The following is a 21,105-nucleotide window of genomic DNA, read 5'->3' on the forward strand; positions in this document are numbered from 1 at the left end:
CTTCCTCGCGCCCGTTGGATTCCAACCCAGCGCCTTTTTCACAAATGCCTGGTGCAGAGGTTTGGGATTCGGAACGCCCTCCTTCTTTCCATCGACGACAACAACGCGGGTGTCAGTCCACTCGGCGCTAAGGAGCGAGGGCCCAACTTTCATTTCGAATAAAAAAGAATCGAGCACTTGCCTGAAAGAGCGTGTCACCGTGCTCGTTCTCAACCCGTCCGGAGAGGGAGGCATAAAGTCCGGGCAACCCCTGCGTGCCCGCAGCCAACCACTGTGCGTCGCGCGCTGCCGTTGCGACCGTCCTTTTCCAAGGATCTTCCAAGTCCGCCATCACTACCCCCATCCTGTTCGAGACCCACGGCGTCTCTCCGCCAGATCAGACGCTTGGCTACCGCGTCGCACCGATCCGAGCGGTCTCTTCGACGGCCACTGCGCATTCCCGAATTCCGAAAGGCGGAAACGTGGCCGACTTGCGTAGGAGTTGACCTACATCCGAATGAGAGACACCGCACACCCGTAAGAGATTGCGACCTACTACAATCACGGACGGCGTAGGGGGCGCCGTCTATTTGCAAAGGAGATGTGCCGCATGCTTCATTCGCTTCGTTTATTCGCCATGACGCTACTGGCGATCACCCCTCTCACCGCCTTGTGCGCCACTGGTCCTTTGGAAGTGACCTTGCGCACCTCCGAGAATCCGCAGGAAGCAGAACTGGGCATCGTGGTCGTTACGGTCACCAATCAGTCCGATCGTTCGCTCTTGATCCTCACTGCCGACAGCGCCTTGGTCACCGATGGCGACCACTTGTTCAACGACGTCATGTCCGTAACGGATGCGGAGGGTCGCACTGTGGCTTATCACGGTCGCGCGGTGCGACCGGCCCTGGGCAACCCTCAGGCTTACGCGACACTCGCCCCAGGGGAGCGCAAGGAATCGCGCGTTGATCTGCCCGCGAACTACGCGGTGGACGGAGGCACCTACACGGTGACTTATACCCAGCGCTACGGCGAAGTCGGAGAAATGGACCCCGACGCAGCCCCGGCCCGCGAGGCGCATAGCAACGCTTTGAAGTTTTACGCGAACACCAATCTGATCCAAGCCAAGCGAGGAGCCGCCACGGCGCTCTTGAAGCCTGCCGCTGCCAGGGCCCCGGGTCCGGATAACACGTGTCGTGAAACGGACGAACATCCGGACCGCACCACCATCAATGAGGCGCGCAGCCTGGCTGCCAGTTGGGCGTTCTTCGGATATTCCGACGCGGGGATCTGTTCGGAACCTCTTACGCTCCGGACGCCACCGGCAAGATTGTGTGGCGTGCCAAGTTGAGCAACGACGCCAACTACACTACCTAGTTCGGCGCCCCGCAGGACACGTCCCCGACATTTCCCGACCCGCCGAAGCGGGAAGACGTGTGGGATGCCGGGGATTTCCTGCCCCTTCACGTCACGAAGGCCATCTGGGCCCGGGTGAACACCACGGACAGTTACTCCTGCGGCTGCGCGGCACAGTATGAGAAAAATGGCACTGCCGCGTGGACCGAGCCTACCGTGACGCATATCTGCAGCTGGTTCTGGGAACTGCCCTTTTCGACCTACGACGTGGACAATCAGGTGCTAACAATCATCCATGAAAATGGGTATCACGCGGACAGTTATGGTCCGTATGTTGGCGATCACGCGGGTGCCTATGGCCGCAGGCAAGCTAAAGCATTTGCGTTGGCGAACCGCGAAGAGGCGCTGGTCAACGCAGACAACTATGCTTACTACATCGAGGCGGCTCTAAAGAAGCGCGATAAAGGCTCCATTGCCCCGCTGCTGATGGCGGACGGCTCCGGCGATGCGCCGACGGTCGCACCGCCGACCGGTGATCGCAAGCAGGCAAAGTGATCGAACGGATGCCACGCCGCTCGCTGGCCTGGAGGGATCAAATCGGCGATCGCCGCTTTTAACGTGCCTTGTAGTAATGGCACACGATATCTCGCGGCAAGCCGAAACTCGCCGATGGTCATCATGACGGCGGCGACCAGCCCACGTCGCTAAGGTAATCACCGCGATCGAAGCGGTTTGCCAGCAGGTCCTTTTCGAGAGCGGCAACTCAAAGATGGCTCATGACCAGCAGTCGCGGCAAGCCTCCACCGCCGATGCCGCGCTCGGTATTGGCCCGGACAATGCCCCGGAATTCGTCGCCCTGGCGCTCGCAGAGTGGGCAGAACGCAGAGGCATCAAGCTCGACTTCATCGAGCCCGGGAGGCCCATGCAGAACGTCTTCATCGAGCGCTTCAACGGAAGCTTCCGGCGTGGTTTTCTCGACATGCATGTCTTCCGGAACCTGACCGAAGTGCTCGAGCAAGCGGAGCTTTGGCTGGCCGACTACAACCGCGAGATACCGCACGATAGTCTTGGCGGACTGACGCCCGCCGAGTTCAGGCAGAAAAACGATCCGGCCACCTCGGGTTATGGTTGGCAGTAACTAACGGGGGGTCGACAAGACAGTGACTGCGAAAATGACAAAAAATGCCATGCGGACCCTCACGCGCAAAGAAGCCTTTGAGGCTTTAGTGAGTTTTACAATCAAAATGCGCGACCTGGGCTGGCCCTCGCTGCCCGGCCTGCTAGGCGGTATGCAGCTGATAGAAGGTGCGCCCTCCGACCCAGGCGTAGGAGAGGACTGGGACGAGGTTGTAGCGCTGAATACACCTGCCGCCAATCCTACGGATGTTGACCAATTATCAAATGAGGCGGCTTACGAGGCAGTTTTTCGCTTTCTTGCGCATCAGTTTCAATATCGAAGAATTGAAAAACTGAGCGAGGTCGTCGACCGTCTTAATGCGGTTCCGCCGGAGCCCCACTCGCATGAGGTCGCTGACGACTGGAAAGTGGCCTTGCCCTAGCCAGATCGGACTTATGCACTGGCAAATGCCAGCTCAGTAGTTCGCGGATGTGACAGTCGATAACTAATGCAGGACTTAGGCAGCCGTCCTTGCCGCCCTGCCGGTCAAACCATTCGGTGTGGAGGATGTGGGGGGCGCTCTTGTCTTGCGCCACGCCCAGCCGGCTCCCTCAACCGGCAATACCTGCGAGCTGTGGTTGCTGCGTGCCACTGGCGCCACCTACGCCGTGACGATCAAAAAAGGCGAGGCGGTCGATTGCCGGTACAACGACTCGGCCAAGAATGCCCTACCCATGGCGATCAACCACAACCTAACTTGATGATGCCGGGCGCGAGGTCGCCGACCGCGACCAGACCCTTCAGGGCACCCTGCGGGTGTCCGCGCCCGTTACGTTCGGCGCGCGCCACGTCGGCCCGACCGTCGCACGGTACCTCTAGGCGCACCCTGGAATGCGGGTCGACCTGAGCCTCACCGACCGTCACATCGATTTGCTGGCAGCCGGGATTGATGTTGCGATTCGCATCGGCCAGTTGTCCGATGAGAACCTGACGGTGCGGCGTCTTGCCTCGTGCCACATGGTCGCCTGTGCCGCCCCTGGTTACCTTGAGTCGCATGGCGCCCCCATAACGCCGACCGATCTTTGCCGACACCCCGCCCTGGCTTTCAAAGGCGCAGTGTCCACTGGAGACTGGACCTTCATCGGACCCGACGGCGAGCGACACACCGGGATCATCGATGTCCGCATGCAGGCCGACAACATGGACATGCTGCGGGCAACGGCCATCGCCGACGGCGGCATTGTGTATGGTCCTGACTTCGCCCTGGCCGACGCTTTAAATGAAGGCACCCTTGTCGAGGTTCTCGGCAACTACCGCACAACCACCCTTCCCGTGCACGCCGTGTTTCCTACCGCCCGCTACATCCCCGGAATGGTCCGGGATTTCGTCGACCGTCTGGCTGCGCACTTCGCAGGGACGCCGCCCTGGGCGCGTTGAGGACGGGTCGGTCTGTTGAAGCAACTCAACGACAGCGTGATTTTATCCCAGCCGTATTGTCTAGCTATAATTGCAACGAAGAACTGCTAACAAGGGATCCTGATAGACGTGTTCCGTATCGGTTTTGGACTGAGTTCCGCGCTTCTTTTCGGGGGCGTGACTTTCGCTCAGGCTAATTCGGGAGCTAGCCCTCCGCTCCGTCCCTCCTACTACTCTTGCGTAAAATCGTCGGGCGGAATAACCCTCGCGCTGAACAACTGCATCGGCACCGAACACGACTTTCAGGACAAACGCCTCAACAGCGCATACCAGCGGCTACGTGCATCTCTCGGCGTCACTGAACGCACGGCGCTACGCGATGAAGAACGAGCATGGATCGCGCAGCGCGATAGCGCCTGTCGCGAGAACGAGGGCGGCACCGCCGACTTACTCGACACTAATCAGTGCCAGTTGAATCAGACCGCTGCCCGCGCAGTCGTCCTTGAAAATCGTCTACGCCAGAAATAGTTCGCCCCAGAGACGGGGTAAGTGAAGAAGCCAACAGGAGTGGCAGCATGACGGACGAACTGGAACGAGCCAGGAGCACTGCGGAGCAGTGGCATTTGGGGCAGACCTCATCGGGCTATGAATCGGGCCCTGCGGGTGCAGGTGCCGTGTCGACCGGCAGAGGCGATCACGGCGGGGTGTCCTATGGGTCGTACCAGCTTTCAAGCTCCATGGGAACGCTGCAGGAGTATCTCGACCAATCGCCTTGCGGTACGCAGTTCCACGGACTAACGCCGGTAACGCCAGCGTTCAACGCCAAGTGGCAGGAACTGGCACGTACGGATCCGGGTTTTGGGCGAGACCAGCACGACTTTGTCGGTCGTTCGCATTACTCCTCCCAGGCCGCCGCCCTTCAGGAACGTGGGCTGGATCTATCTGACCGAGGAATGGCGGTGAAAGACGCGCTTTGGAGCACGGCCGTTCAGTGCCGCGACCTGACGCCGAATATTTTCACGAAGGGTCTCACGGAGAAATTTGGCGAGCACTACGACCTTGCCGCGCTGACTGACAAGCAGATTGTGGATGCGGTCCAGGACTACAAGATCGCGCATGTCCAAACACTGTTCAGTCGATCTCCCGAACTGCACGAGTCGCTAAAGAATCGATTTGCGAACGAAAAGATCTCGCTCGAACATTTGGCCGAGGCGGACACCACGCTCCGTGCCAACGGCGCCGTCGTAGAGCACACGGCGGCTCCCACGCCTGGAGTGACGCCAGTTCACCATGCGCCGAACGGAGCACATGCAGCTCATTCCAGGACCCTTCGCCTGAGTGACCACTCGGAGGCTGTTGGTGCGTTGCAGTCGCAACTCTCATCGCTGGGCTACGTCGGCGCCAATGGCACCCCGCTTCGCGCCGACAATCACTTCGGTCCAAACACACAAACCGCGCTTCTGGCATTTCAGCGCGACCACCACTTGCAGGCTGATGGGATAGCCGGTCCGCGAACGCTGAACGCACTCAACGAAGCGCAGGCTCAAACTCATGATGCTCCGGCCTTGAGGCTGGATCACCACGAACACGCAGGTCACGCGATGTATAAGCAGGCCTTTAGGCTTGTCCAGGACCTGGACGCAAGGCAAGGGAGGGATACCGACCATATGAGCTGCAACTTGGCGGGCTCGCTTTGCGCCCAGTCACGCAGCGAGGGGATGACCAGAATCGATCATCTGGTGCTTAACGACGATGCAAGCCGGGCCTATGCCGTCCAGGGCGATTTGAATTCGCCGTTCAAGCAATTCGCGTCGGTCGACATCGCCCAAGCAGTTGCTCAGCCTCTCGCCCAGAGCTCCCATAACTGGAGCCAGGCGGATCAACAGCAGCAACAGCAAATTGCGGCCCCGGCACAAGAGTTACATCGGCAGGCTCATGCTGCACCTATCTTGAGCCGCTGATCGCGGGCGATCATTGGTGTCACCTGTGCGGCAGATCGACCCACGGGTGACACACGCAACGGGCGTGTGCAGCCGGCCGTGGACAAGCGGGTTTTGAGTCCGCGGCTACAGGCTTTTTGAGATAGCGAATCAAAAAAACCCGCCGATTTGCGCGTACGGCGAGGTCCGCTCCATAGTCGTGGCGGGTGTATTGCGCACGTTATCGGTGAACGCTGAATCTGCTTCAACTACCGGCGTGTGCGGATGCGGCCAAGGGGCAGCTCGTTAAGCGCTAACCCGATAGTGCCTGTCGGGGATTGCGAACTGGCCCCACTATCGATATAACGGCTACGCCGGTCGCGTAACGCGTCGGTGTTGTGCTCGCATAGTCGTACGACTGCGAGTGCCCGAGGTACTCCATAGGAGGCACGGGAATCTTTCTCTTAAGATTTCACGGAGTCTCCCTATGTCAAAGCTACGTACCCTTCGGTCTCAGGCCTTTCAGGCCCAACACGGCAAGTGCTATTACTGCGGCTGTCAGATGTGGACTCCGTCACCAAACGACCCTCGACCGAAAAGGCGCCTGAATGCGCGTTTTCGGTGTACAGCAGAGCATCTGGTCGCACGGCAAGACGGCGGCAAGGGCGTCAGGACTAACATCGTCGCTGCCTGCCTGTTCTGCAATTCGAATCGACATAAGGCCAAGAGACCACTAGCGCCTCATGCATACCGAGTGCGCGTACAAAGGCGCATCGCAAAGGCGAAGTGGAATGCCAAAATCTCGCCTTAGGCTGACCTAGCTGATTCGTCAGCGATAGCTTTCGCCCCGGAGGTTGATCCCGGCCCGCCGTCGAGGCGCACGATGCGCTCTTCGCCGGTAGCTAACCGCGCACGCAAGATACAGAGTTCCCCATCGACCAGTTCGAACAGCTCGGCCTCCCCCTCGCCCTCGAGCCAAACCCAGGCCCCGAGCAACACATCAAGGCCGGGATCGCCGCTCCGTCGCGGCAACGAGGCCTTGTGGCGCAACCTAGCTGCCGCGCGCCCATGCAATCGCACGAGCATGTTCTCGCCACCAGAACCATAGACCGGAACACGCGCCGCAATGATGGCGTTCACCCGATCAAGCGACGCCTGCCAGCGTGTGACCGCCGCCGGATGCCACACCCAGTGCCGAGGTGCCTGGTGCAAAACCCAGTCCGCCAGGCCCGCTGTCTCTACGCCTGCGGCACCTGAGAGATCGACCTCGAGCATCCTGAGCCCCAGCCCCCGTACACGCTCTTCCTTGATCTCATCGACCTTGTGGGTGACCCGGACCTCGACCAGCAACTGCCCCTCCCCATCATCGAGCACCACATCGGCGCGGACGTTCCCGAATGACACTTCTTGCCTGCCAGAGGCGACGGGAACCGTCTTCGCCGGCAGATGCACCGCCTCCCCGATTACGAGGCGCCCCTCCCAGTCGGACGCGCTAGGCGGATTTGGCATGGCGGGTGTGCCGACCCAGGCGGGGAGCGCCAAGGTTGTCGCGTCAGCCAGCACCTGTTTCGCGTATCGATGCAGTACGGATTCGCGGCAGACCTGTTCGATCACACCCACATGAGCAAAGTGGTGCCGGCGCTTACTACCCTGTTTTGCTTCAAGCGGAGATCCGCAACCGGGACACCGGCATCCGCTCGCTAGCCCCCGCGGAACGTCGGATGGTCCGAACAGCCGGCCGTCACGCTCGCCGAAGGGAATACGAAGCCGCTGCGCCCTGGGGCGATTCAAACTGGTTGCCATTGTCTTTGTCCCTCGCTATGAAGGAGACCGACACTGCCGACCCCATGGACGGACAAACATGGACAAACCTACCGATTCCGGTTCCCCGACCCTTTTTGCCCTGGACGCCTACGTTCGCTGGCTGGAGACCGACCCGCCGCAGAGCAAGCATCGGGATTCCCTCCTTGTCCTGGCGGCCCAGTCGCGGAACGCCGTCCTTCGTGGCGACGAACCTCCCGTGGCCGATGTCCCCCAGATCCACTCGTGGCATCGCGACCGCTTCGGCGGCGCCCCGCCGACGGATCCAGTAACCGGGAAGTGGCTGCCCGCTGCGCAGATGACTACCTGGCAGGACAGTCGCGCGGAGGCCCGGCGGCAGTTCCTCGCCGCGGCTGGCTCCGCTGTGGACGTTGAGCTGGCCATCGACAAAGGGGGTGGCCGACACAACCAGACGACTTATCGGCTTCGTTTTCCGGCGCTGCCTGTGAGCGAGGCGGATCCCTCTTCCGAGGCCGAGGTCGCCCCCTCCTCAGGCCCGGTGGGGCCGGTCAGCTTCGGAGAAAGGGTCGTTTACCGGATGGAACCGGCAACTCCGTCATGGCTGGTTGTGCCCTTCATCGGAGGCGAGGCCTTCCACATCCGATCGGCCAGGGGCGTCGTCTTCATCGCCATGGTCGGTCTGCCGTTCCCGGTGGCGGTACTTTGCGCCTATGCGAGTGCTTTCATCTTGTGGAGTAAGGCCGGGGCGTTTGCGGGATGGCCAGCGCCATTGGCATTCGTTGCAACCATTGCTGCCATCCTTACTTGGTCAATGCGGCCGTTCTGGCAGTTGCCGAACCTTCGCGTGACCATCGCTCCGGAATGGGCGGTGGGGATTAGTCAGTTCTATGCTCAGTTGCGTCTTACGCGCGATAACGATAAGAAGCTCGGCGGGCGCTTTGATCTTGTGCGGTTTTATGCGTCGTGCCCCATTTGCGCCGGTACTGTTGAGATACGGGATGGTGGACGGGCGTGGCCGGGCCGATTGGTCGGATGCTGCTCGGATAGTCCGAGGGAGCATGTTTATGGGTTCGACGCTGTGACGCTGGATGGGAGGCTGCTGATTGGTCGATAGCAAGCAGGTCAGCACGGTCGACCCCGCCTTGGCGTGGCGCGCGCCTCGCATCTACCCGTGCGAGAGCGGCCTCTGCGATGACCCCTGATATGCGCCAGAGCGGTTCTCGAAAACACCTTAATCAGTCATTTCCGAGATGTATCTTTTTGGGGGCCGGAATCGAGACGGAGCCGCTCCTCAAATTTGGGGGTGTCGCGACGCAGAACTGTCCATAGGGACTCAGCCCGGCCGTCAGCTCGACCAGGGCTGCCCTAACGATCCGCGTTGCAAGCCCTTTGCCATGATGCGATGTTCGTGTTGCCCAGGCGGGGTAAAGGTGGGGTGCGCCCTAAAGAGGTTGACCGAGAAGAGTCGCGGCTACGATCACCCCCATGATGAACCGATGCGCAGAACCGCGGACATTCAGCCGATAACGAACCTGTCGCGGTTCTGCTCGATGAACTGGTCCAGGGTGGTAAGCGGCACGCCCCACCGACGAACGGCATCGAGATCGACCTTGTAGCCCTCGACGTTGTTCCACGACTCGGCTTGAAAGAACAGATCGCCGTCGGGTCTGGCGCGCCTCTCTTCTTCGGACAGCGTGACGGCCGTGACCGTCTTTCCGGTGGCCTCAACGATCTTGGCCGCGACCTCGGGCAAGGTAAAAGTCTCCGCCGCGAGATCGATCTCGTGACCGTGGAAGCGTTCGGGCTCGGCAAACGCAGCTGCGGCGAATTCGCCAATGTCCTTCGCGGCAATCCAATCGATGCCGCTCTCCGATGCGATCGCCGTCTCAAACCTACCCACTTGTCGAAGGGTTGGGAACTGCATGTCGGCCTGCGGCGGCAAGAGGTCCTCCATAATCATGGCTGGCTTTAGGATCACCCAGTGCCGGAAACCCTGCGACTTGACCATGTCATTCACAGCCGCCTTGTTGTTCCAGTACAGCGGCTCCCAGCGTCCCTCGTCCCAACCCACGAAACGCTCCTGATCGCCCGCCCGGGCGACGGAGGTGTGGACAACCATGTCGACGCCTGCGCGACCGGCAGCTTCTATGAACGCCTTCCCGGTAACAATCTCGGTATCCGGATCCCCTGGATGCGAACCCATCTGCACAGAAAATGCGCCAGCCACCCCGGCCATTGCAGCATCAAGGCTGGCGGAGTCGTGGTAATCGCCCTTCACGATCTTGGCCCCGCGAGCGGCCAACACCTGGGCCCCCGGCGAAGTGGGATCGCGCACCAGTGCTCGGACGGAACGGCCTGCCTTCAGCAGCGCGTTGGCGACTGAGCTGCCTTGCTTGCCTGTGGCGCCGGCAACGAGGATGGGACGGGGATCTAAATAGGACACGGAAAACCTCCTGTAGGTAACTGAGCGAACGCCGCCCTGTCAGGTCGGTCAAACAATGGCGCACAACAATACGAAACGCAATGGTTTCGGAACTGTTGATTTTCGTATAATTCATGTATATCTGTCGGATGAACCAACAAGCTCCGAGCCACCAGCATCGATTACCGCCCGCTGACCGGGGACGAAGCCAGGACAAGGGCCGCGACGAGGTCATTATCCGAGCTGCGCTCGAACTGCTCGCGGACAAGGGGTATCGCGATCTCACCATGACCGATGTTGCATCGCGAGCGGGCGTGTCGAAGGCGACGCTTTATCGGCGGTGGACGGCAAAAGCGGACCTCGTTGCCGATGCCGTCGCAACGTTACGGCCGATGAGCGCACCGCGTTATCCCGGCACATCCTTGCGGGACGATCTCATTGCCTTCATGGAGCAGGCTGGCAAGTGCGAAGGCAGCCCCCCGGTTGTCACGGCCACCATGGAGATGGCACGCTCCCACCCGGACCTATTTCAGACGCTGACGGAAAGGTTCCGCGTATACGTCCGAACGGAACTGCAAGAGCTCGCCACGCGGTCGGCCGAGACGGGCCACGAGCCGCTGCCAAAGGACAAGCTCGACGTCCTTTCCGACACCGTCGTTGCCCTCCTGGCTCACCACACCGGGCCTGTCGGGGAATCGATTCCAGTAGAGCGTCTGATCGCACTGGTCGACCATGTGTTGCTGGCCGCAATGGCGGGTCATCCGTTTCGGCGTGTCAAGTCCGATCATTCTTAATCCTGCCCCGTTCTTCCTGAGCACGATCACGCAAGGCGCCAGTGTCTCGAGCGGCCAGCTGCTCGAAAACTGCCGTCAGCGAGGCACGGCGATCGCCTGCACCGAGTCCACTAATGTGCGTGACCAGACATCGTCACGATTGCCGTTGGTCAAGTAGACGATGACGTAGTGATCGTCCAGGTTCGCGCCATAGAGGACGCGGACGCGCACCTTCGTGCCTCCGTCGTGCCCCAGCTCATGCCAGCGGCCGGCTTCACCGTATTCCCAACCGGATGCAAAACCACCTGAATTACCATTGGGAAAGGCATACGGATGCCAGTACTTGACCAAGTCGTCGCGTGGAACCAGCTTCCCATCGGCAACAGCCGACATGAAGGTCTCCAAGTCTTCCAACGTGGAGACGATACAGCCCTGGGCGATGGCGTAATCGGGCCAGTTGATCTGCGGATCGAGGACGGCGCGCCCATTCTCCGCGTGATAGCTGCTTACCATGTCGCGGGGCGGGTGCGAAGGCTCCAGCGACGTGTGATGCAGGCCCAAGGGTCGAATGATTCGCTCCTCCACAAGGGCCTGGTATCGCTTGTGCGTCACGTTTTCGAGCACCGCCTCCAACACCAAGTAGTTCGTTCCCGAATAGCGCGTCTGCACGTTTGGGGCGGAAGTAACTGGCCGCTGGCTCGCGGCGTCCCATGCCGCTTCGAGTGAAGGAGGAAAGGGGCGGGCCATATTCTGCGAGTCGAAGAAATCGGGTAGTCCCGACACGTGATTCATGAACTGATCGACGCGGATGGCGCGCCATGCCACGGGCAGGTTCGGGACATAACGCGAGGCAGGCGCACTCAGGTCAATCTTCCCCTCTTGCACGAGCTGAAGGATCAACGTGTTGGTGAATAACTTGCTCACCGAATAGATGGGAAAAGGCGTGCTCGGAGTGATGGGCTTTCCACCCTCCAATGCCGTTGTCCCTGTCATCCCCTCGTAGATGAGCTGGTCGTTGTGACGAACGCGCACCGCCTGAGCCGGAATGCCGTGACCTAAAGCGTTCGCCTTGAGCTGGGCGTTGAGGGCTTCTTGCAGATCGGCCGCCCGTCCCGGACCGCTGATGGCCGCACAAAGGCCGACGACGAGGATGCATGCCTTCACTCTTATTCACCTTGAGAACTAGGCCGTCAGGATGCCACAGCAACCGAGGACCCGCGCGCCCGCTGTTGTCGCCGCGACATGAGCGATGATGGAGCCCGGCCGGGTTGAATACGACGAGACGGGTGCGGTTTATTGCGGCTGCGTTTTCTTGTCGACGACGCTGCCTCAACGACACCGATAGGGGAACGATCAAGGTGATGTGCTATCCGCATGCGAAGCGCCTATGCGGGTTCCTACCACCGAATTTCTCCAGCCTCTCCTGAGTGGCTGAAAAAGATCACCTTGAGGGTTTATGGCGGAGAGAGTGGGAGGTGAGTAACTTCCAGGCCCACCAACGTCTCCGGCGCTCGGCCCGTCAGTCGGGTTTTCCTCCCGGGTTTGGCCAAGTGCGGGAAGGCTATCGCCCTTCCCCGTCATCGAGCAACCTCTTCCACGACAGAACGTCTTGGCACGGCTGGAACGACGCCTCGTCCTGGGGGTGGGTCAGCGCAATCCTCGGACGACGATGCGGTATTTGTGCTGTGACGCCTCTGCTTGGTAGACGACGGGTTTCACGCCGAAGCGGCGACGCCGCTCTTCCATCAGTTCGAGAATGTAGGTTTTATCCGCGCCGGATGTCCGCATGCCCAAGATCACTGCGCTCATGGCCAACGGATTGAAGTGCCGAAACCTGTTCGGCTCATCCTGCGCGACAATTCGCCACTCCTCTTCATACGCCCAGTCCAGCGACTTCCGAAGGAACGGAATGAGGGTGCGATCCTCGACGCTTCCGAACATGTCGTCCGCTACGGGATAGTCGTCGTTATATTCGACCTCGTTTGCCAAAAGCGCGCGCAGATCGTGCGAAGGATGAAGTTGGACGCAGAAGCCACGATGATTGTCGGCATAATGCGCCCAGAGCAGCGGGCTCGATGGGTTCGTCCCGAGAGCGCAAATGCCGATGGTTTCAAGCACACGGACGCTGGCGGCTCGGGATCGTTCGACGATGCGGGACGGATCAGCAACGTCCGCCGTTTTGACCATGCGACGAGCATCCCCACTCTTGAATCCGAGCTCGCGGTATTTGCGCTCCATCGCCTGGCGCAGTTGCGCTCCACGGTAAGGGACCACGTAGTCGACACGACCTTCAAACGGATCGTTGAACGACGATGCGGTGGCAAGCCACAGTTTGTTTTCGAGAAGCAGGTCTTCTACCCGGCGGCGCCCGGTCTGGTCTGACGACGGCGGAATGCCCCGATACTTGTAAAGGCTCGGGGGAATGCCCATCCGCCGGAGCATGACGCGCTTCTGGAACGCGTCGAGCAGGTCCCACTCAGCAAACGACTGGATAAGGCGACTGTTTGATTTATCGAACAGACCCTTCGACCGCGGCTCGTGACGCCGGACCTTGCCTCGCGTGCTCATGCCTGGTCATCGTCCTCTTCGAGGTCGTATTCAAAGTGCGTGGCGCAACGACGGGGCCTACCCCTCTTTCGCCATTCGACCGTCAACTTCTCGATGCCGGCTTTCACACCCTTCGTCCCGACGCCATCCTCATCGGTGAGGAAAAGGACATCGAACTCGTCGTAGTTATCGAGATCATCGATGGTGTCGTAGGTGCAAATGCGCCCCGTGCTGTTGACCACATAGGTCAGCAAAAACACATCGCCATCTTCTTCTTTCCCCCACCGCTCGGGGCGCTGCTTCAATTCTTCTGAAATGGCCTGCGCCCTGTGCATCTTTGTGGGTCGTGTGCCAATTTCCACGATGACCACGTCGTGTTCCAAAAGATCGTCGCAGATGTCGCTGTCGGTCCGGTCAGGATCCAAGTCGATAACGATGGTGCCAACGGTCATAAAACTCCTTAGTGTCGTCGCCGCCATGGGGGGCCGCGGCTGGCTTCGCGCTGTCAATTTGCGGTCAGGTGGAACGCACCGAGATTTACTGGGGGCCGATACCGAACATCGGCGATGTCCGATGTGCGTTATCGGCCGGCCCGAAGGGCAGGCTCATCCCCGACGGGAACGCATGGTCAACCGTCAACGCCCGGGACGATCGACGCTAAGCCCGGTTCAATGTCCAGCCCGTGAGTGGCAGCCAGAATGGCGATGTAGATGCCAAACACTCCCCGCATCTCACCCAACGCCTGATTGAATTCCCATCCCGCATAGTGACCGCGATCAAACGCATGGGAAACGATGGTGCCGTCCTCGGGGCCGACCGCATCCAGGAATTTTCTGCACGCGGCTCGCATGGCGCGCAGGCTCTGAGCCAGTTGACTGTCACCGGTCAACTGGCCGAGCTCATTGGTCAGGAACTCTCGGATGCGCAGCACCGACTGCACCCCGTGCGAGGGCACTTCCATTTCGGACGGCACGTAGAGGATGCGCCGATCTTCGAGGAAGCCGATGACCCGCCGCGCAATTGCCCGATCGGCCTCAGGCGGGTTCCACTGCACTCCGAAGATCGGCACGCTGAACCCGGTGATGCGAGAGACAGCTTCTTTGAATTTCATTGCAGTTGATCCCCTCCCTCTGCGTTTCGAGGTTAGAAAACTGACGTCACGTCGATGACAAGGATCTTGCGTGTTCCCGGGCCGCTGCCGAATGAAAATGTGAATGCGCCGCTGTCGTCACGCCCTGGTGTGCCCTCGACGGGACTAATGGTGTCTTGGATGTCGAGAAAACGGACCAGCTCATCCGCTCCAACCAAACCTTCGTCTTCTGTCGCGCACAGCACTTCCAGATTTGGGTCAAATTTGCTGAGGCGGGCAACCAGGTCTTTAACCTTCATCGCACTACTCCTGTCGGAAACGATTTATTTTGGGGCCTTGCGCTTGGTGGTCGGCCGCGTCCCCAGAGCTTGCTCGATCTCGGTTGCCCATCCCACCAGGTCAGTGCCGCACGCGTGGCACCAGTCGCGGATCTGCAACGTGTCCAGCCGTGATCCGCGCTCCGCCGCGCTCACATATGTCTGGGACCGGCCCAATTTCTGGGCGAACTCTGTCTGGGTCAGGCCCGTCCTCTCCCTGAGCGCCCGAAGCACACCCAGCACGAGTTGATTCTCAGGTCGATACAACGATTTGGCGGGTTGAGCCGCCGTTTTCTTGGATATAGCCATGACCTACCCCGGGAGCTGACGGGTCATAAAGCTATACCGGTCAAAGCCTTATTCCGGTAACGGATAGTCGGTTAGTCGTTATTCAACTAGAACGGGTTTCACGACGCTACTCTGGCCGCGCCAGGGAGGGCCGCGGGGCCCCTGGGATCACGGAACGTTCCCCGCACAACAGAGGGATTTCACATGCCTAATCGCCGGTTCCGCCGGATCGCTATTTGGGTGGCCGTTGCCGCTCTTCTCCTGACAACCCACGCGCAAGCTCAGACGACCGGAGGCCTTCGAGGCTTCTTTCAAAAAGCTGGGGCAACGGCCTCCCACGCAGCTTCCTCGGTCTTCGGGACGGGCAACCCGTCGGACACCTCCGGACAGGTGGCTGGGCCCGCCACCACCACGGGCGCTTACTACCGGCCGCTCCATCCGTCCACGCCTGGCGCCATCGTGGGCATTTTCGACGGCCACCGCATGGGTGATGCGTGGCCGCGTGTGGCGGTGAGTTTCACACGGGCCGCCGTGGATCAAGCATGTTGGCGTGCCGAAGCGACTGTCTGGCGGTCCGCGAATGATCGCACCGTCGAAACATTCGACATCTGCAATTCTCCTCTGGCCTTCCGGGACGCCATGGGCCAGACCCGATACATGACGGCACCCGAAGACGCGCCCGGCGGCGGCCAAGGCTTGGTGGCGATCAACACGGCGCAAAACATCCAGGGGATGACGCACGCAGACACGGCCACGGGCGATGTCCGTGGCCCCGGTCCTCAACCGCCGCACATGTTGTTCTATCTGGGCCAAGGCAGCGAGAGCGGCCCGCTCGCTCGCCAATATCACGAAATCTTGGTGCGGTTGATGTGGATCACGGGGTGGATCAACCACTCCAATCCCGTTCTCGACATCCGAAGCGGCAAGGTCTTGTGGGTCGTTGGCATCGACGCTAACGCTTCCGGCGCGCAGGAGCTACCACGATGATCACACTGCTCGCCGTCATCGCCATCGGCTTTGTTCTTGCCCTTGTCATCCGACACGTGGCCACTGGGCGCGAAGGTCGGGAAGCGATCCAGCACCCGCCCCTGCAGGTCACGGAAGATCACGGCTGGACGACCGTCGCGACGACCCCTGCGCCGCTGCCCGGCCGCGTCAGCGTGGTGTCGTGGTGCCTCGCCATCCCGGCAGGCTGGGCCGGCGCCGCCTTGGGCGCGAAGGTCGATGCTCACTCGCCTTTGCCCGTGATCCTCGGCCTCGCTGCGCTCGTCGGCTGCGGCGTCCTCATCACGAAGCTTTTCAAGGCAGGCCATGACGCGACCCGCCAGGTGCAACGGAAGCCTTTCCAAGTGTCGGCGCAGGGAATCCGATTGCCCAACGGGACACTCGTTGCCCCGGGCCAGGTCTATGCGATCCGGCGCGGCAACACACAGTCCCGCCAATCGGTGATCGTCGGCGGTGTGGGCGTCGTCGCCGGCGTGAGCCAAGCCGCCGCCATGACCGCGCATCTGCTGACGCAGGTCAGCTACACCGTGGAGGTCGAACACGAGGGACGATCCACCATTTTGGCAGGGGGACTGACCGAGCCACAGGCAAACGCGGTCTCGTCCGAGATCACGAGACGCTTGCCAGGGTTCGACAGGTGACGAATGCTCTGGCGGCGAGTGTGCCGCCAGTATTAACCAGGCCCGACCAAAAATGACTGTGAGGTCGAACTGGCAGTTACTGGATTTCAGGACGTAACACCATTAGACCCTAAGTACTCTCCCTGCCTGCTCGATGGCGAAAAAATAAGCAAACATTGAAGAGAGGCATGGGTTCTCCGGAAAGTTGAATTGACCTTCCCAGAAATTGAGCAGGCGTCAATGGGGAGCGTTGGCGCACAGAGCCGTATCGCCGCTGCCCCTCATAAAAGGGCGTTTTTCTGCGGTTTCGAAATATTTTGGAGCGCTAAGCCAAGCCTGATGTCGATTCGCCAGAAGTGGGATTTTCCTCGCAAAAATAAGGGTTGACAGGGGTCTGGCCTCCGCTAGAAAGACGACCCCTTCGCCTCTCACTGTCGCCGCCATGCTGTTCCGTCCGTTCGGTCGCCCCGAGGGTCAACCTCACGATCCCCACCTCTACGATGTCGTCGCCACGGCGGACGGCATCCGCATGTCGCCAACCTGCCACGACGGGCACGTCCTGGTCATGGAGCTGATTGAGAAGCTGGGTCTTGCCGAACGGATGCGAACCCGCGCGGTGCCGATGGTGCGGCCAGGCGCGGCCGATCGTGGGTTTCTAATCCATCACGGTTCGGGGTCGCCGCCCATCGTCGTTGAGATGACGGGCCGCGGGGCTGCATTCCACACCGTCCCGGCACCCCACGGCCTCGATGAGCCACGCGCCCGCCCCACGCCGGCATTGCCGGTGCCCATGCCAGCGCGGCTCCCAGCAGCGGCCCCGCAGCCGGCCCACGCGAGCCCGGCGATCGCCGCCTTGCCGAATACTGACGTCATTCCGACGGCGGCGCCCGTGGAAGCGCCGACGTCCAGAGAGCTGTTGAGCAGCTTGGTCGAACGCCACCTCCGTAACTTAGCGTTCGGGCCGAAACGTGCGACCCCCGCCACCCGCGATCGCGGCTACGCCCTGAACCTGTTGTTGGAAACGGTCGGCGACCGGCCCATCGCCGCCATCACGCCCGACGACGCGCTCCAATTTGCAGCGCTTCTCGCCATGTGGCCGGCACGGCGGCATGCCCACCGCCAGCTCGACGGCTTGACCGCCCCGGCGGTGGCCGCTCGCGCCAAGCGGGAGAAGCTTCCGCCAATCCAACCCGGCACGCAGTTCAAGCACCTCACGCATGTAAATGCGCTGATGAATTGGGCCATCAAGCTGGGGGCTCTGACTGAAAACCCATTTAGGTATGTGGACACGTCGCGGTATCTGCGCGACGAGCACGGCCGGCGACGGAAGAAAAAAGACATCTTCAATCACGCCGACCTGACCGCCATCTTCGACCCTGCGCGCATGGCGAACTGCACAGCGCCCCATAAGTTCTGGGCGCCGCTCATTGCCTATCACACGGGCATGCGGGTCAATGAAATTGCCCAGCTGTATCTGGCGGATGTCAGAACCGATTCCTACCTCGATGAGTCAGGTCAGGAGCGCCAAGTCATGACCTTCGACATCACCGGCGATCGTGCCGGCCAGAGCGTCAAGTCAAACTACTCGGTGCGTCGGATCCCGGTCCCGCGGCGCCTGCTGGATCTGGGCTTCGAACGCTACGTGGCCGACGTTCGCGCCAGTGGCGCCACTCTCCTGTTCCCCGGATTGCCCTGGAACGAAGGGGGACCGGGGCGCGCGGTGTCGCAGTGGGTCAACGACATCGTGCTGAGGAAGGTCTGCCAGATCACCGATCGTCGGAAGTCACTCCACAGCTTCCGGCACACCCTGACCACCTTGATGGAACGCAACAAGATCCCCGAAAGCATCATGTGTGCGATCAACGGCCACACGCCGGGCGACAGCGTGGATAAGCGGAACTACGTGGCCGACGGCACGGTGCTGGAGATGCAACGCGTCCTGGACACCCTCCCCTTCCCCGATCTGCCCCTCACTCGATATGTGCCGTCGCAGTTCGCCGGATACCTGGCCCACGCGGCTGCCGAGGATGAGCGGGAGGCACGAGCCAAAGAGGAGGGCGTGCCGTTCATCCGGCATCACGGCCCACGCCCCAAAACAGCGCCAAATTCTGGCGCATAGATTGCGACATCACGCTTGACCGTGCGACCTGCCAAAAGGTTTGAACGATACGACAATCGGAGCGATGTCAAACAGATCGCAGGGATCAGATGCCTGCACTGGGGAGGAGCGCTTGTATCTCCATTCCATAGGTCTTCGCAAGAACAAACCGGAAACCAGGCTCGATGCTTATCACGTAGGCAAGCTCACCCTTTAGTCTTGCCGTCTCGTTGAGATCCAAAGCGCCTTTCAGATACCTCATCACACCAGCACGAACGCCGCGCTTTCTTTCGCGACCGACAGTTACCGTGCCTTCGTTCGACAACACCAGGCCCGTCACATTCATAGCAGAACCACGTCCAACAGCTACTCGCTTAGCCTCATTGAGCGTCAGCGTAGGCCGCGTGCTTTCTCGTATCCGATGACGGATCCTTTGTTCCAAAGGGGCAAGGACATCGGGCATTGTGGCTGAGATGCAAATGTCGTCGGAGTAACGCGTATAAACCGCCCCGACCTCCTCGCAGTAAGTCTGAATGTCGCTGTCGATATCGTGCATGATGGAATTGGACAACATCGGTGAACTTGGGGCACCTATGCACAGGCGTTGGGTAGTCGTTCCCTTGGGGGTCCAGCAACACGCGGACAAGATGAACGCTATGTCGTCTCCATCCAGATGTGAGAGGTGCTGACGAAGATGGCGACCGAGGCTCGTGCGGTCAATGTAAGGGAAAAAGGCCTCGAAGTCGAGCTTAGTGATGTATTTAGCTCGGACGTGAGCCCTGGCATTTCGCAAAATCGATGAGCCGGGCCGATAAGCAGTTGCGGCCGGGTGAACAGGAAGCAACTGATCCAGCATGAGGACAAGGGTCCGCTGTATCGCTTTGACCTCGCGAGCTGGCTGCGCCACGGTGCGAAATCCCCTGCCATTCTTCTTGGGGATCAGAAAAACCTTGTAGCGTCTATGGGCCGTTCTAGCGATATTTTCGCAAACGCCGCGTGATAAGCCGAGCGAGGCTGCAACCTGATCTATGAATTCGCTCATGCTGCCTTCCTGATCAGCTTCACTACTTCCGACCTGGTTTTCTCGTGCGCGTCGTAATATTCAACGACATCAAACCTAAGTCGCTGTTTATCTATCGCCTGTCCTTCGGTGTAAGAAAATGATATCCGCGGCGTCCAGTCAACGCAGTAAAAGTAACGACCATGACCCTTTGCCTTAATTCTCAAAAGGTCGCACTTTTCCAAGAGAAAAAGATATTGTTTGAGGTGAGCAGGCTCGATTTCGACCGACAGAAGAGATAGGAATTCGTGGATCTCTGCATAGGGAAGCGCACCGAATAAGTCGACCAAATCGCAAATCAACAACATCTGATGCGAGACATCATCAACCTTGAACACACGCTCCTTCGTTCCCGGAGACATGTATTTCCGGATTGACTCCGCAATAGAAGGAATTTCGCCGTTGATTTTGTCGAACCGCTCAATCGGAGACCGACCTACCTCTCGGTCATGCCAGTCATAAACGAGCACGGCATCTAAGTTCTTGTCTTCGATGCGCTTCAAAGGCCCCAGCTTGATAAACGACTCTTGCTCGTAGTGAACTTCTGCAACCAAAACGAGTAGACGGTCGGAAATCGCCGGACTGATTGCAAACGCTCCAAGCTCGGCTATCGCGCCAGGGCTCTCGACCACCAAGACAATTACGTCAGAGAGCCCAGCGAGGTGCTCTTCAAACGTGACGAGGTCACTGTATGCGCCGCCTCGGAACCAGTCCTGGATATCTTCCGCGAGCTTCAAGCGACTGGCGACGTCGCTATATTTCCCGGAGGTCAACTCGTTGTAGAGAAGATGCCGCACAGACAGGATCGGGGTGAAGTCCATGTTTCGTTCTCCCCCACAGAGGAAAACAAAGCCACCGAAGTTGCGTATGCGGCTCTTGCCTAAGTCTAGACGTTCCAGGAACTTTCGGCGCGGATCAACCATTGCCACTCTTTACCATGAAGACGCCCCGTGTAGCCGGCTTGGGCTTACCATTGAGGACCCACTGGACCGGAGGTGGTGAGACCAAGCCGGCTACACGGGGCGGTAATCCCAATCAATCCTTAGCAGTCCGGCGCATCGCCAGACACAGTCAACAGCTTCGGCATTTCCCCTTGCCATTCGCGTAAAGAGTGAGGCAAGTCTGTCCATCTTATGGCCAGCCGTCAACTCACCAGGCAATGGACAATTGGTCTGCCAGAAAGACCATGCGCCGTGATGTCGAAGTAAGTTGCCGCGCAGGCCTCGCACCCTTGGGTGAAGGCCAACTCTATGCACGAATGCACGTTTTCGGCCAGCATCTAGATAGGCGTTGCAGGTCAATGGGACATGCCATCCATC

Annotated in this window: 21 protein-coding genes and 2 pseudogenes; 12 read left to right on the forward strand and 11 right to left on the reverse strand. The window is 60.1% G+C overall.

Features of this window, described 5'->3' with window-relative positions:
• Window positions 1-589 precede the first annotated feature (589 nt).
• The 7 genes and pseudogenes from FA85_RS01395 (at window position 590) to FA85_RS01420 (ending at window position 5,826) form a co-directional block, all read left to right on the forward strand.
• The gene (locus tag FA85_RS01395; protein ID WP_036112727.1) at window positions 590-1,327 is read left to right on the forward strand and encodes a hypothetical protein; all 738 of its coding nucleotides are present in this window, start codon (window positions 590-592) and stop codon (window positions 1,325-1,327) included.
• Window positions 1,328-1,410: 83 nt separating this feature from the next.
• The gene (locus tag FA85_RS01400) at window positions 1,411-1,887 is read left to right on the forward strand and encodes a M35 family metallo-endopeptidase (protein ID WP_036112724.1); all 477 of its coding nucleotides are present in this window, start codon (window positions 1,411-1,413) and stop codon (window positions 1,885-1,887) included.
• Between the two features lie 277 nt (window positions 1,888-2,164).
• Window positions 2,165-2,470 (forward strand): annotated as a pseudogene (locus tag FA85_RS01405) (integrase core domain-containing protein); the annotation flags it as partial.
• 34 nt (window positions 2,471-2,504) lie between these two features.
• Complete coding sequence (locus tag FA85_RS01410; RefSeq protein ID WP_156108718.1) at window positions 2,505-2,891, forward strand: hypothetical protein; 387 nt, start codon at window positions 2,505-2,507, stop codon at window positions 2,889-2,891.
• 449 nt (window positions 2,892-3,340) lie between these two features.
• Window positions 3,341-3,886 carry a substrate binding domain-containing protein gene (locus tag FA85_RS01415; protein ID WP_051943578.1) on the forward strand — a complete coding sequence of 182 codons (546 nt, stop codon included), beginning with the start codon at window positions 3,341-3,343 and terminating at the stop codon, window positions 3,884-3,886.
• Between the two features lie 108 nt (window positions 3,887-3,994).
• Window positions 3,995-4,393, forward strand: coding sequence for a lysozyme inhibitor LprI family protein (locus FA85_RS21290; RefSeq protein ID WP_197056464.1), 399 nt, complete (start codon window positions 3,995-3,997; stop codon window positions 4,391-4,393).
• A 47-nt stretch (window positions 4,394-4,440) separates the two neighbouring features.
• Window positions 4,441-5,826, forward strand: a complete 1,386-nt coding sequence (locus tag FA85_RS01420; RefSeq protein ID WP_051943576.1) for a peptidoglycan-binding domain-containing protein — start codon at window positions 4,441-4,443, stop codon at window positions 5,824-5,826.
• A 765-nt stretch (window positions 5,827-6,591) separates the two neighbouring features.
• Here FA85_RS01420 and FA85_RS20690 read toward each other — a convergent pair.
• Window positions 6,592-7,398, reverse strand: coding sequence for a hypothetical protein (locus tag FA85_RS20690; protein WP_051943574.1), 807 nt, complete (start codon window positions 7,396-7,398; stop codon window positions 6,592-6,594).
• Window positions 7,399-7,410: 12 nt separating this feature from the next.
• Window positions 7,411-7,587, reverse strand: a pseudogene (locus tag FA85_RS22825) (hypothetical protein); the annotation flags it as partial.
• Window positions 7,588-7,645: 58 nt separating this feature from the next.
• Here FA85_RS22825 and FA85_RS01430 point away from each other — a divergent pair.
• A complete protein-coding gene (locus tag FA85_RS01430) occupies window positions 7,646-8,680 on the forward strand; it encodes a hypothetical protein (protein WP_036112720.1) in 1,035 nt (344 codons plus the stop codon).
• A gap of 402 nt (window positions 8,681-9,082) precedes the next feature.
• Here the strand turns inward: FA85_RS01430 and FA85_RS01435 are convergent, their stop codons facing one another.
• Window positions 9,083-10,009, reverse strand: a complete 927-nt coding sequence (locus tag FA85_RS01435) for an NmrA family NAD(P)-binding protein (RefSeq protein WP_036112718.1) — start codon at window positions 10,007-10,009, stop codon at window positions 9,083-9,085.
• 128 nt (window positions 10,010-10,137) lie between these two features.
• Between FA85_RS01435 and FA85_RS22085 the strand changes: the two genes are divergently transcribed.
• Entirely contained in the window at window positions 10,138-10,782 is a 645-nt protein-coding gene (locus FA85_RS22085; RefSeq protein WP_051974342.1) for a TetR/AcrR family transcriptional regulator, read from the forward strand.
• A gap of 75 nt (window positions 10,783-10,857) precedes the next feature.
• Here FA85_RS22085 and FA85_RS01445 read toward each other — a convergent pair whose 3' ends face one another.
• The 6 genes from FA85_RS01445 to FA85_RS01470 all read right to left on the reverse strand — a co-directional run bounded on the left by FA85_RS01445 (window position 10,858) and on the right by FA85_RS01470 (window position 15,024).
• Window positions 10,858-11,925: a serine hydrolase domain-containing protein gene (locus FA85_RS01445; RefSeq protein ID WP_197056465.1), complete on the reverse strand. Its 1,068-nt coding sequence runs from the start codon at window positions 11,923-11,925 to the stop codon at window positions 10,858-10,860.
• 483 nt (window positions 11,926-12,408) lie between these two features.
• Window positions 12,409-13,329 carry a DUF2971 domain-containing protein gene (locus FA85_RS01450; RefSeq protein WP_036112712.1) on the reverse strand — a complete coding sequence of 307 codons (921 nt, stop codon included), beginning with the start codon at window positions 13,327-13,329 and terminating at the stop codon, window positions 12,409-12,411.
• A complete protein-coding gene (locus FA85_RS01455) occupies window positions 13,326-13,760 on the reverse strand; it encodes a hypothetical protein (protein WP_036112710.1) in 435 nt (144 codons plus the stop codon). The genes FA85_RS01450 and FA85_RS01455 overlap by 4 nt, the downstream gene beginning before the upstream one ends.
• Window positions 13,761-13,936: 176 nt before the next feature.
• On the reverse strand, window positions 13,937-14,419 hold the full coding sequence (locus FA85_RS01460; RefSeq protein WP_036112708.1) for a DUF6650 family protein: 483 nt from the start codon (window positions 14,417-14,419) through the stop codon (window positions 13,937-13,939).
• 32 nt (window positions 14,420-14,451) lie between these two features.
• Window positions 14,452-14,697 (reverse strand): hypothetical protein, encoded by a 246-nt coding sequence (locus FA85_RS01465; protein WP_036112707.1) that lies wholly within the window; start codon window positions 14,695-14,697, stop codon window positions 14,452-14,454.
• A gap of 24 nt (window positions 14,698-14,721) precedes the next feature.
• On the reverse strand, window positions 14,722-15,024 hold the full coding sequence (locus FA85_RS01470) for a helix-turn-helix domain-containing protein (protein ID WP_081907447.1): 303 nt from the start codon (window positions 15,022-15,024) through the stop codon (window positions 14,722-14,724).
• A 183-nt stretch (window positions 15,025-15,207) separates the two neighbouring features.
• On the opposite strand from FA85_RS01470, the gene FA85_RS01475 reads away from it, so the two are divergent.
• From FA85_RS01475 to FA85_RS01485, 3 genes are all read left to right on the forward strand, one after another.
• Window positions 15,208-15,990, forward strand: a complete 783-nt coding sequence (locus tag FA85_RS01475; protein WP_036112704.1) for a hypothetical protein — start codon at window positions 15,208-15,210, stop codon at window positions 15,988-15,990.
• Window positions 15,987-16,649, forward strand: a complete 663-nt coding sequence (locus FA85_RS01480) for a hypothetical protein (protein ID WP_036112703.1) — start codon at window positions 15,987-15,989, stop codon at window positions 16,647-16,649. Before FA85_RS01475 ends, FA85_RS01480 begins: the two co-directional genes overlap by 4 nt.
• 421 nt (window positions 16,650-17,070) lie before the next feature.
• Window positions 17,071-18,747: a site-specific integrase gene (locus FA85_RS01485; RefSeq protein ID WP_036112701.1), complete on the forward strand. Its 1,677-nt coding sequence runs from the start codon at window positions 17,071-17,073 to the stop codon at window positions 18,745-18,747.
• A gap of 85 nt (window positions 18,748-18,832) precedes the next feature.
• Here the strand turns inward: FA85_RS01485 and FA85_RS01490 are convergent, their stop codons facing one another.
• Both FA85_RS01490 and FA85_RS01495 read right to left on the reverse strand, forming a co-directional pair.
• On the reverse strand, window positions 18,833-19,768 hold the full coding sequence (locus tag FA85_RS01490; RefSeq protein WP_051943570.1) for a retron St85 family RNA-directed DNA polymerase: 936 nt from the start codon (window positions 19,766-19,768) through the stop codon (window positions 18,833-18,835).
• A complete protein-coding gene (locus FA85_RS01495) occupies window positions 19,765-20,709 on the reverse strand; it encodes a retron St85 family effector protein (protein ID WP_156108717.1) in 945 nt (314 codons plus the stop codon). The genes FA85_RS01490 and FA85_RS01495 overlap by 4 nt, the downstream gene beginning before the upstream one ends.
• Between the last annotated feature and the right edge of the window lie 396 nt (window positions 20,710-21,105).

It is taken from the genome of Luteibacter mycovicinus, assembly GCF_000745235.1.
Classification (GTDB): Bacteria; Pseudomonadota; Gammaproteobacteria; order Xanthomonadales; family Rhodanobacteraceae; genus Luteibacter; species Luteibacter mycovicinus.

Coding starts and splice junctions, on each gene's coding strand:
- FA85_RS01395 (WP_036112727.1), top strand. CDS start 590: ATGCTTCATTCGCTTCGTTTATTCGCCATGACGCTACTGGCGATCACC.
- FA85_RS01410 (WP_156108718.1), top strand. CDS start 2,505: ATGACAAAAAATGCCATGCGGACCCTCACGCGCAAAGAAGCCTTTGAG.
- FA85_RS01415 (WP_051943578.1), top strand. CDS start 3,341: ATGCGGGTCGACCTGAGCCTCACCGACCGTCACATCGATTTGCTGGCA.
- FA85_RS01420 (WP_051943576.1), top strand. CDS start 4,441: ATGACGGACGAACTGGAACGAGCCAGGAGCACTGCGGAGCAGTGGCAT.
- FA85_RS01430 (WP_036112720.1), top strand. CDS start 7,646: ATGGACAAACCTACCGATTCCGGTTCCCCGACCCTTTTTGCCCTGGAC.
- FA85_RS22085 (WP_051974342.1), top strand. CDS start 10,138: ATGAACCAACAAGCTCCGAGCCACCAGCATCGATTACCGCCCGCTGAC.
- FA85_RS01450 (WP_036112712.1), bottom strand. CDS start 13,329: ATGAGCACGCGAGGCAAGGTCCGGCGTCACGAGCCGCGGTCGAAGGGT.
- FA85_RS01455 (WP_036112710.1), bottom strand. CDS start 13,760: ATGACCGTTGGCACCATCGTTATCGACTTGGATCCTGACCGGACCGAC.
- FA85_RS01460 (WP_036112708.1), bottom strand. CDS start 14,419: ATGAAATTCAAAGAAGCTGTCTCTCGCATCACCGGGTTCAGCGTGCCG.
- FA85_RS01465 (WP_036112707.1), bottom strand. CDS start 14,697: ATGAAGGTTAAAGACCTGGTTGCCCGCCTCAGCAAATTTGACCCAAAT.
- FA85_RS01470 (WP_081907447.1), bottom strand. CDS start 15,024: ATGGCTATATCCAAGAAAACGGCGGCTCAACCCGCCAAATCGTTGTAT.
- FA85_RS01475 (WP_036112704.1), top strand. CDS start 15,208: ATGCCTAATCGCCGGTTCCGCCGGATCGCTATTTGGGTGGCCGTTGCC.
- FA85_RS01480 (WP_036112703.1), top strand. CDS start 15,987: ATGATCACACTGCTCGCCGTCATCGCCATCGGCTTTGTTCTTGCCCTT.
- FA85_RS01485 (WP_036112701.1), top strand. CDS start 17,071: ATGCTGTTCCGTCCGTTCGGTCGCCCCGAGGGTCAACCTCACGATCCC.
- FA85_RS01490 (WP_051943570.1), bottom strand. CDS start 19,768: ATGAGCGAATTCATAGATCAGGTTGCAGCCTCGCTCGGCTTATCACGC.
- FA85_RS01495 (WP_156108717.1), bottom strand. CDS start 20,709: ATGGTTGATCCGCGCCGAAAGTTCCTGGAACGTCTAGACTTAGGCAAG.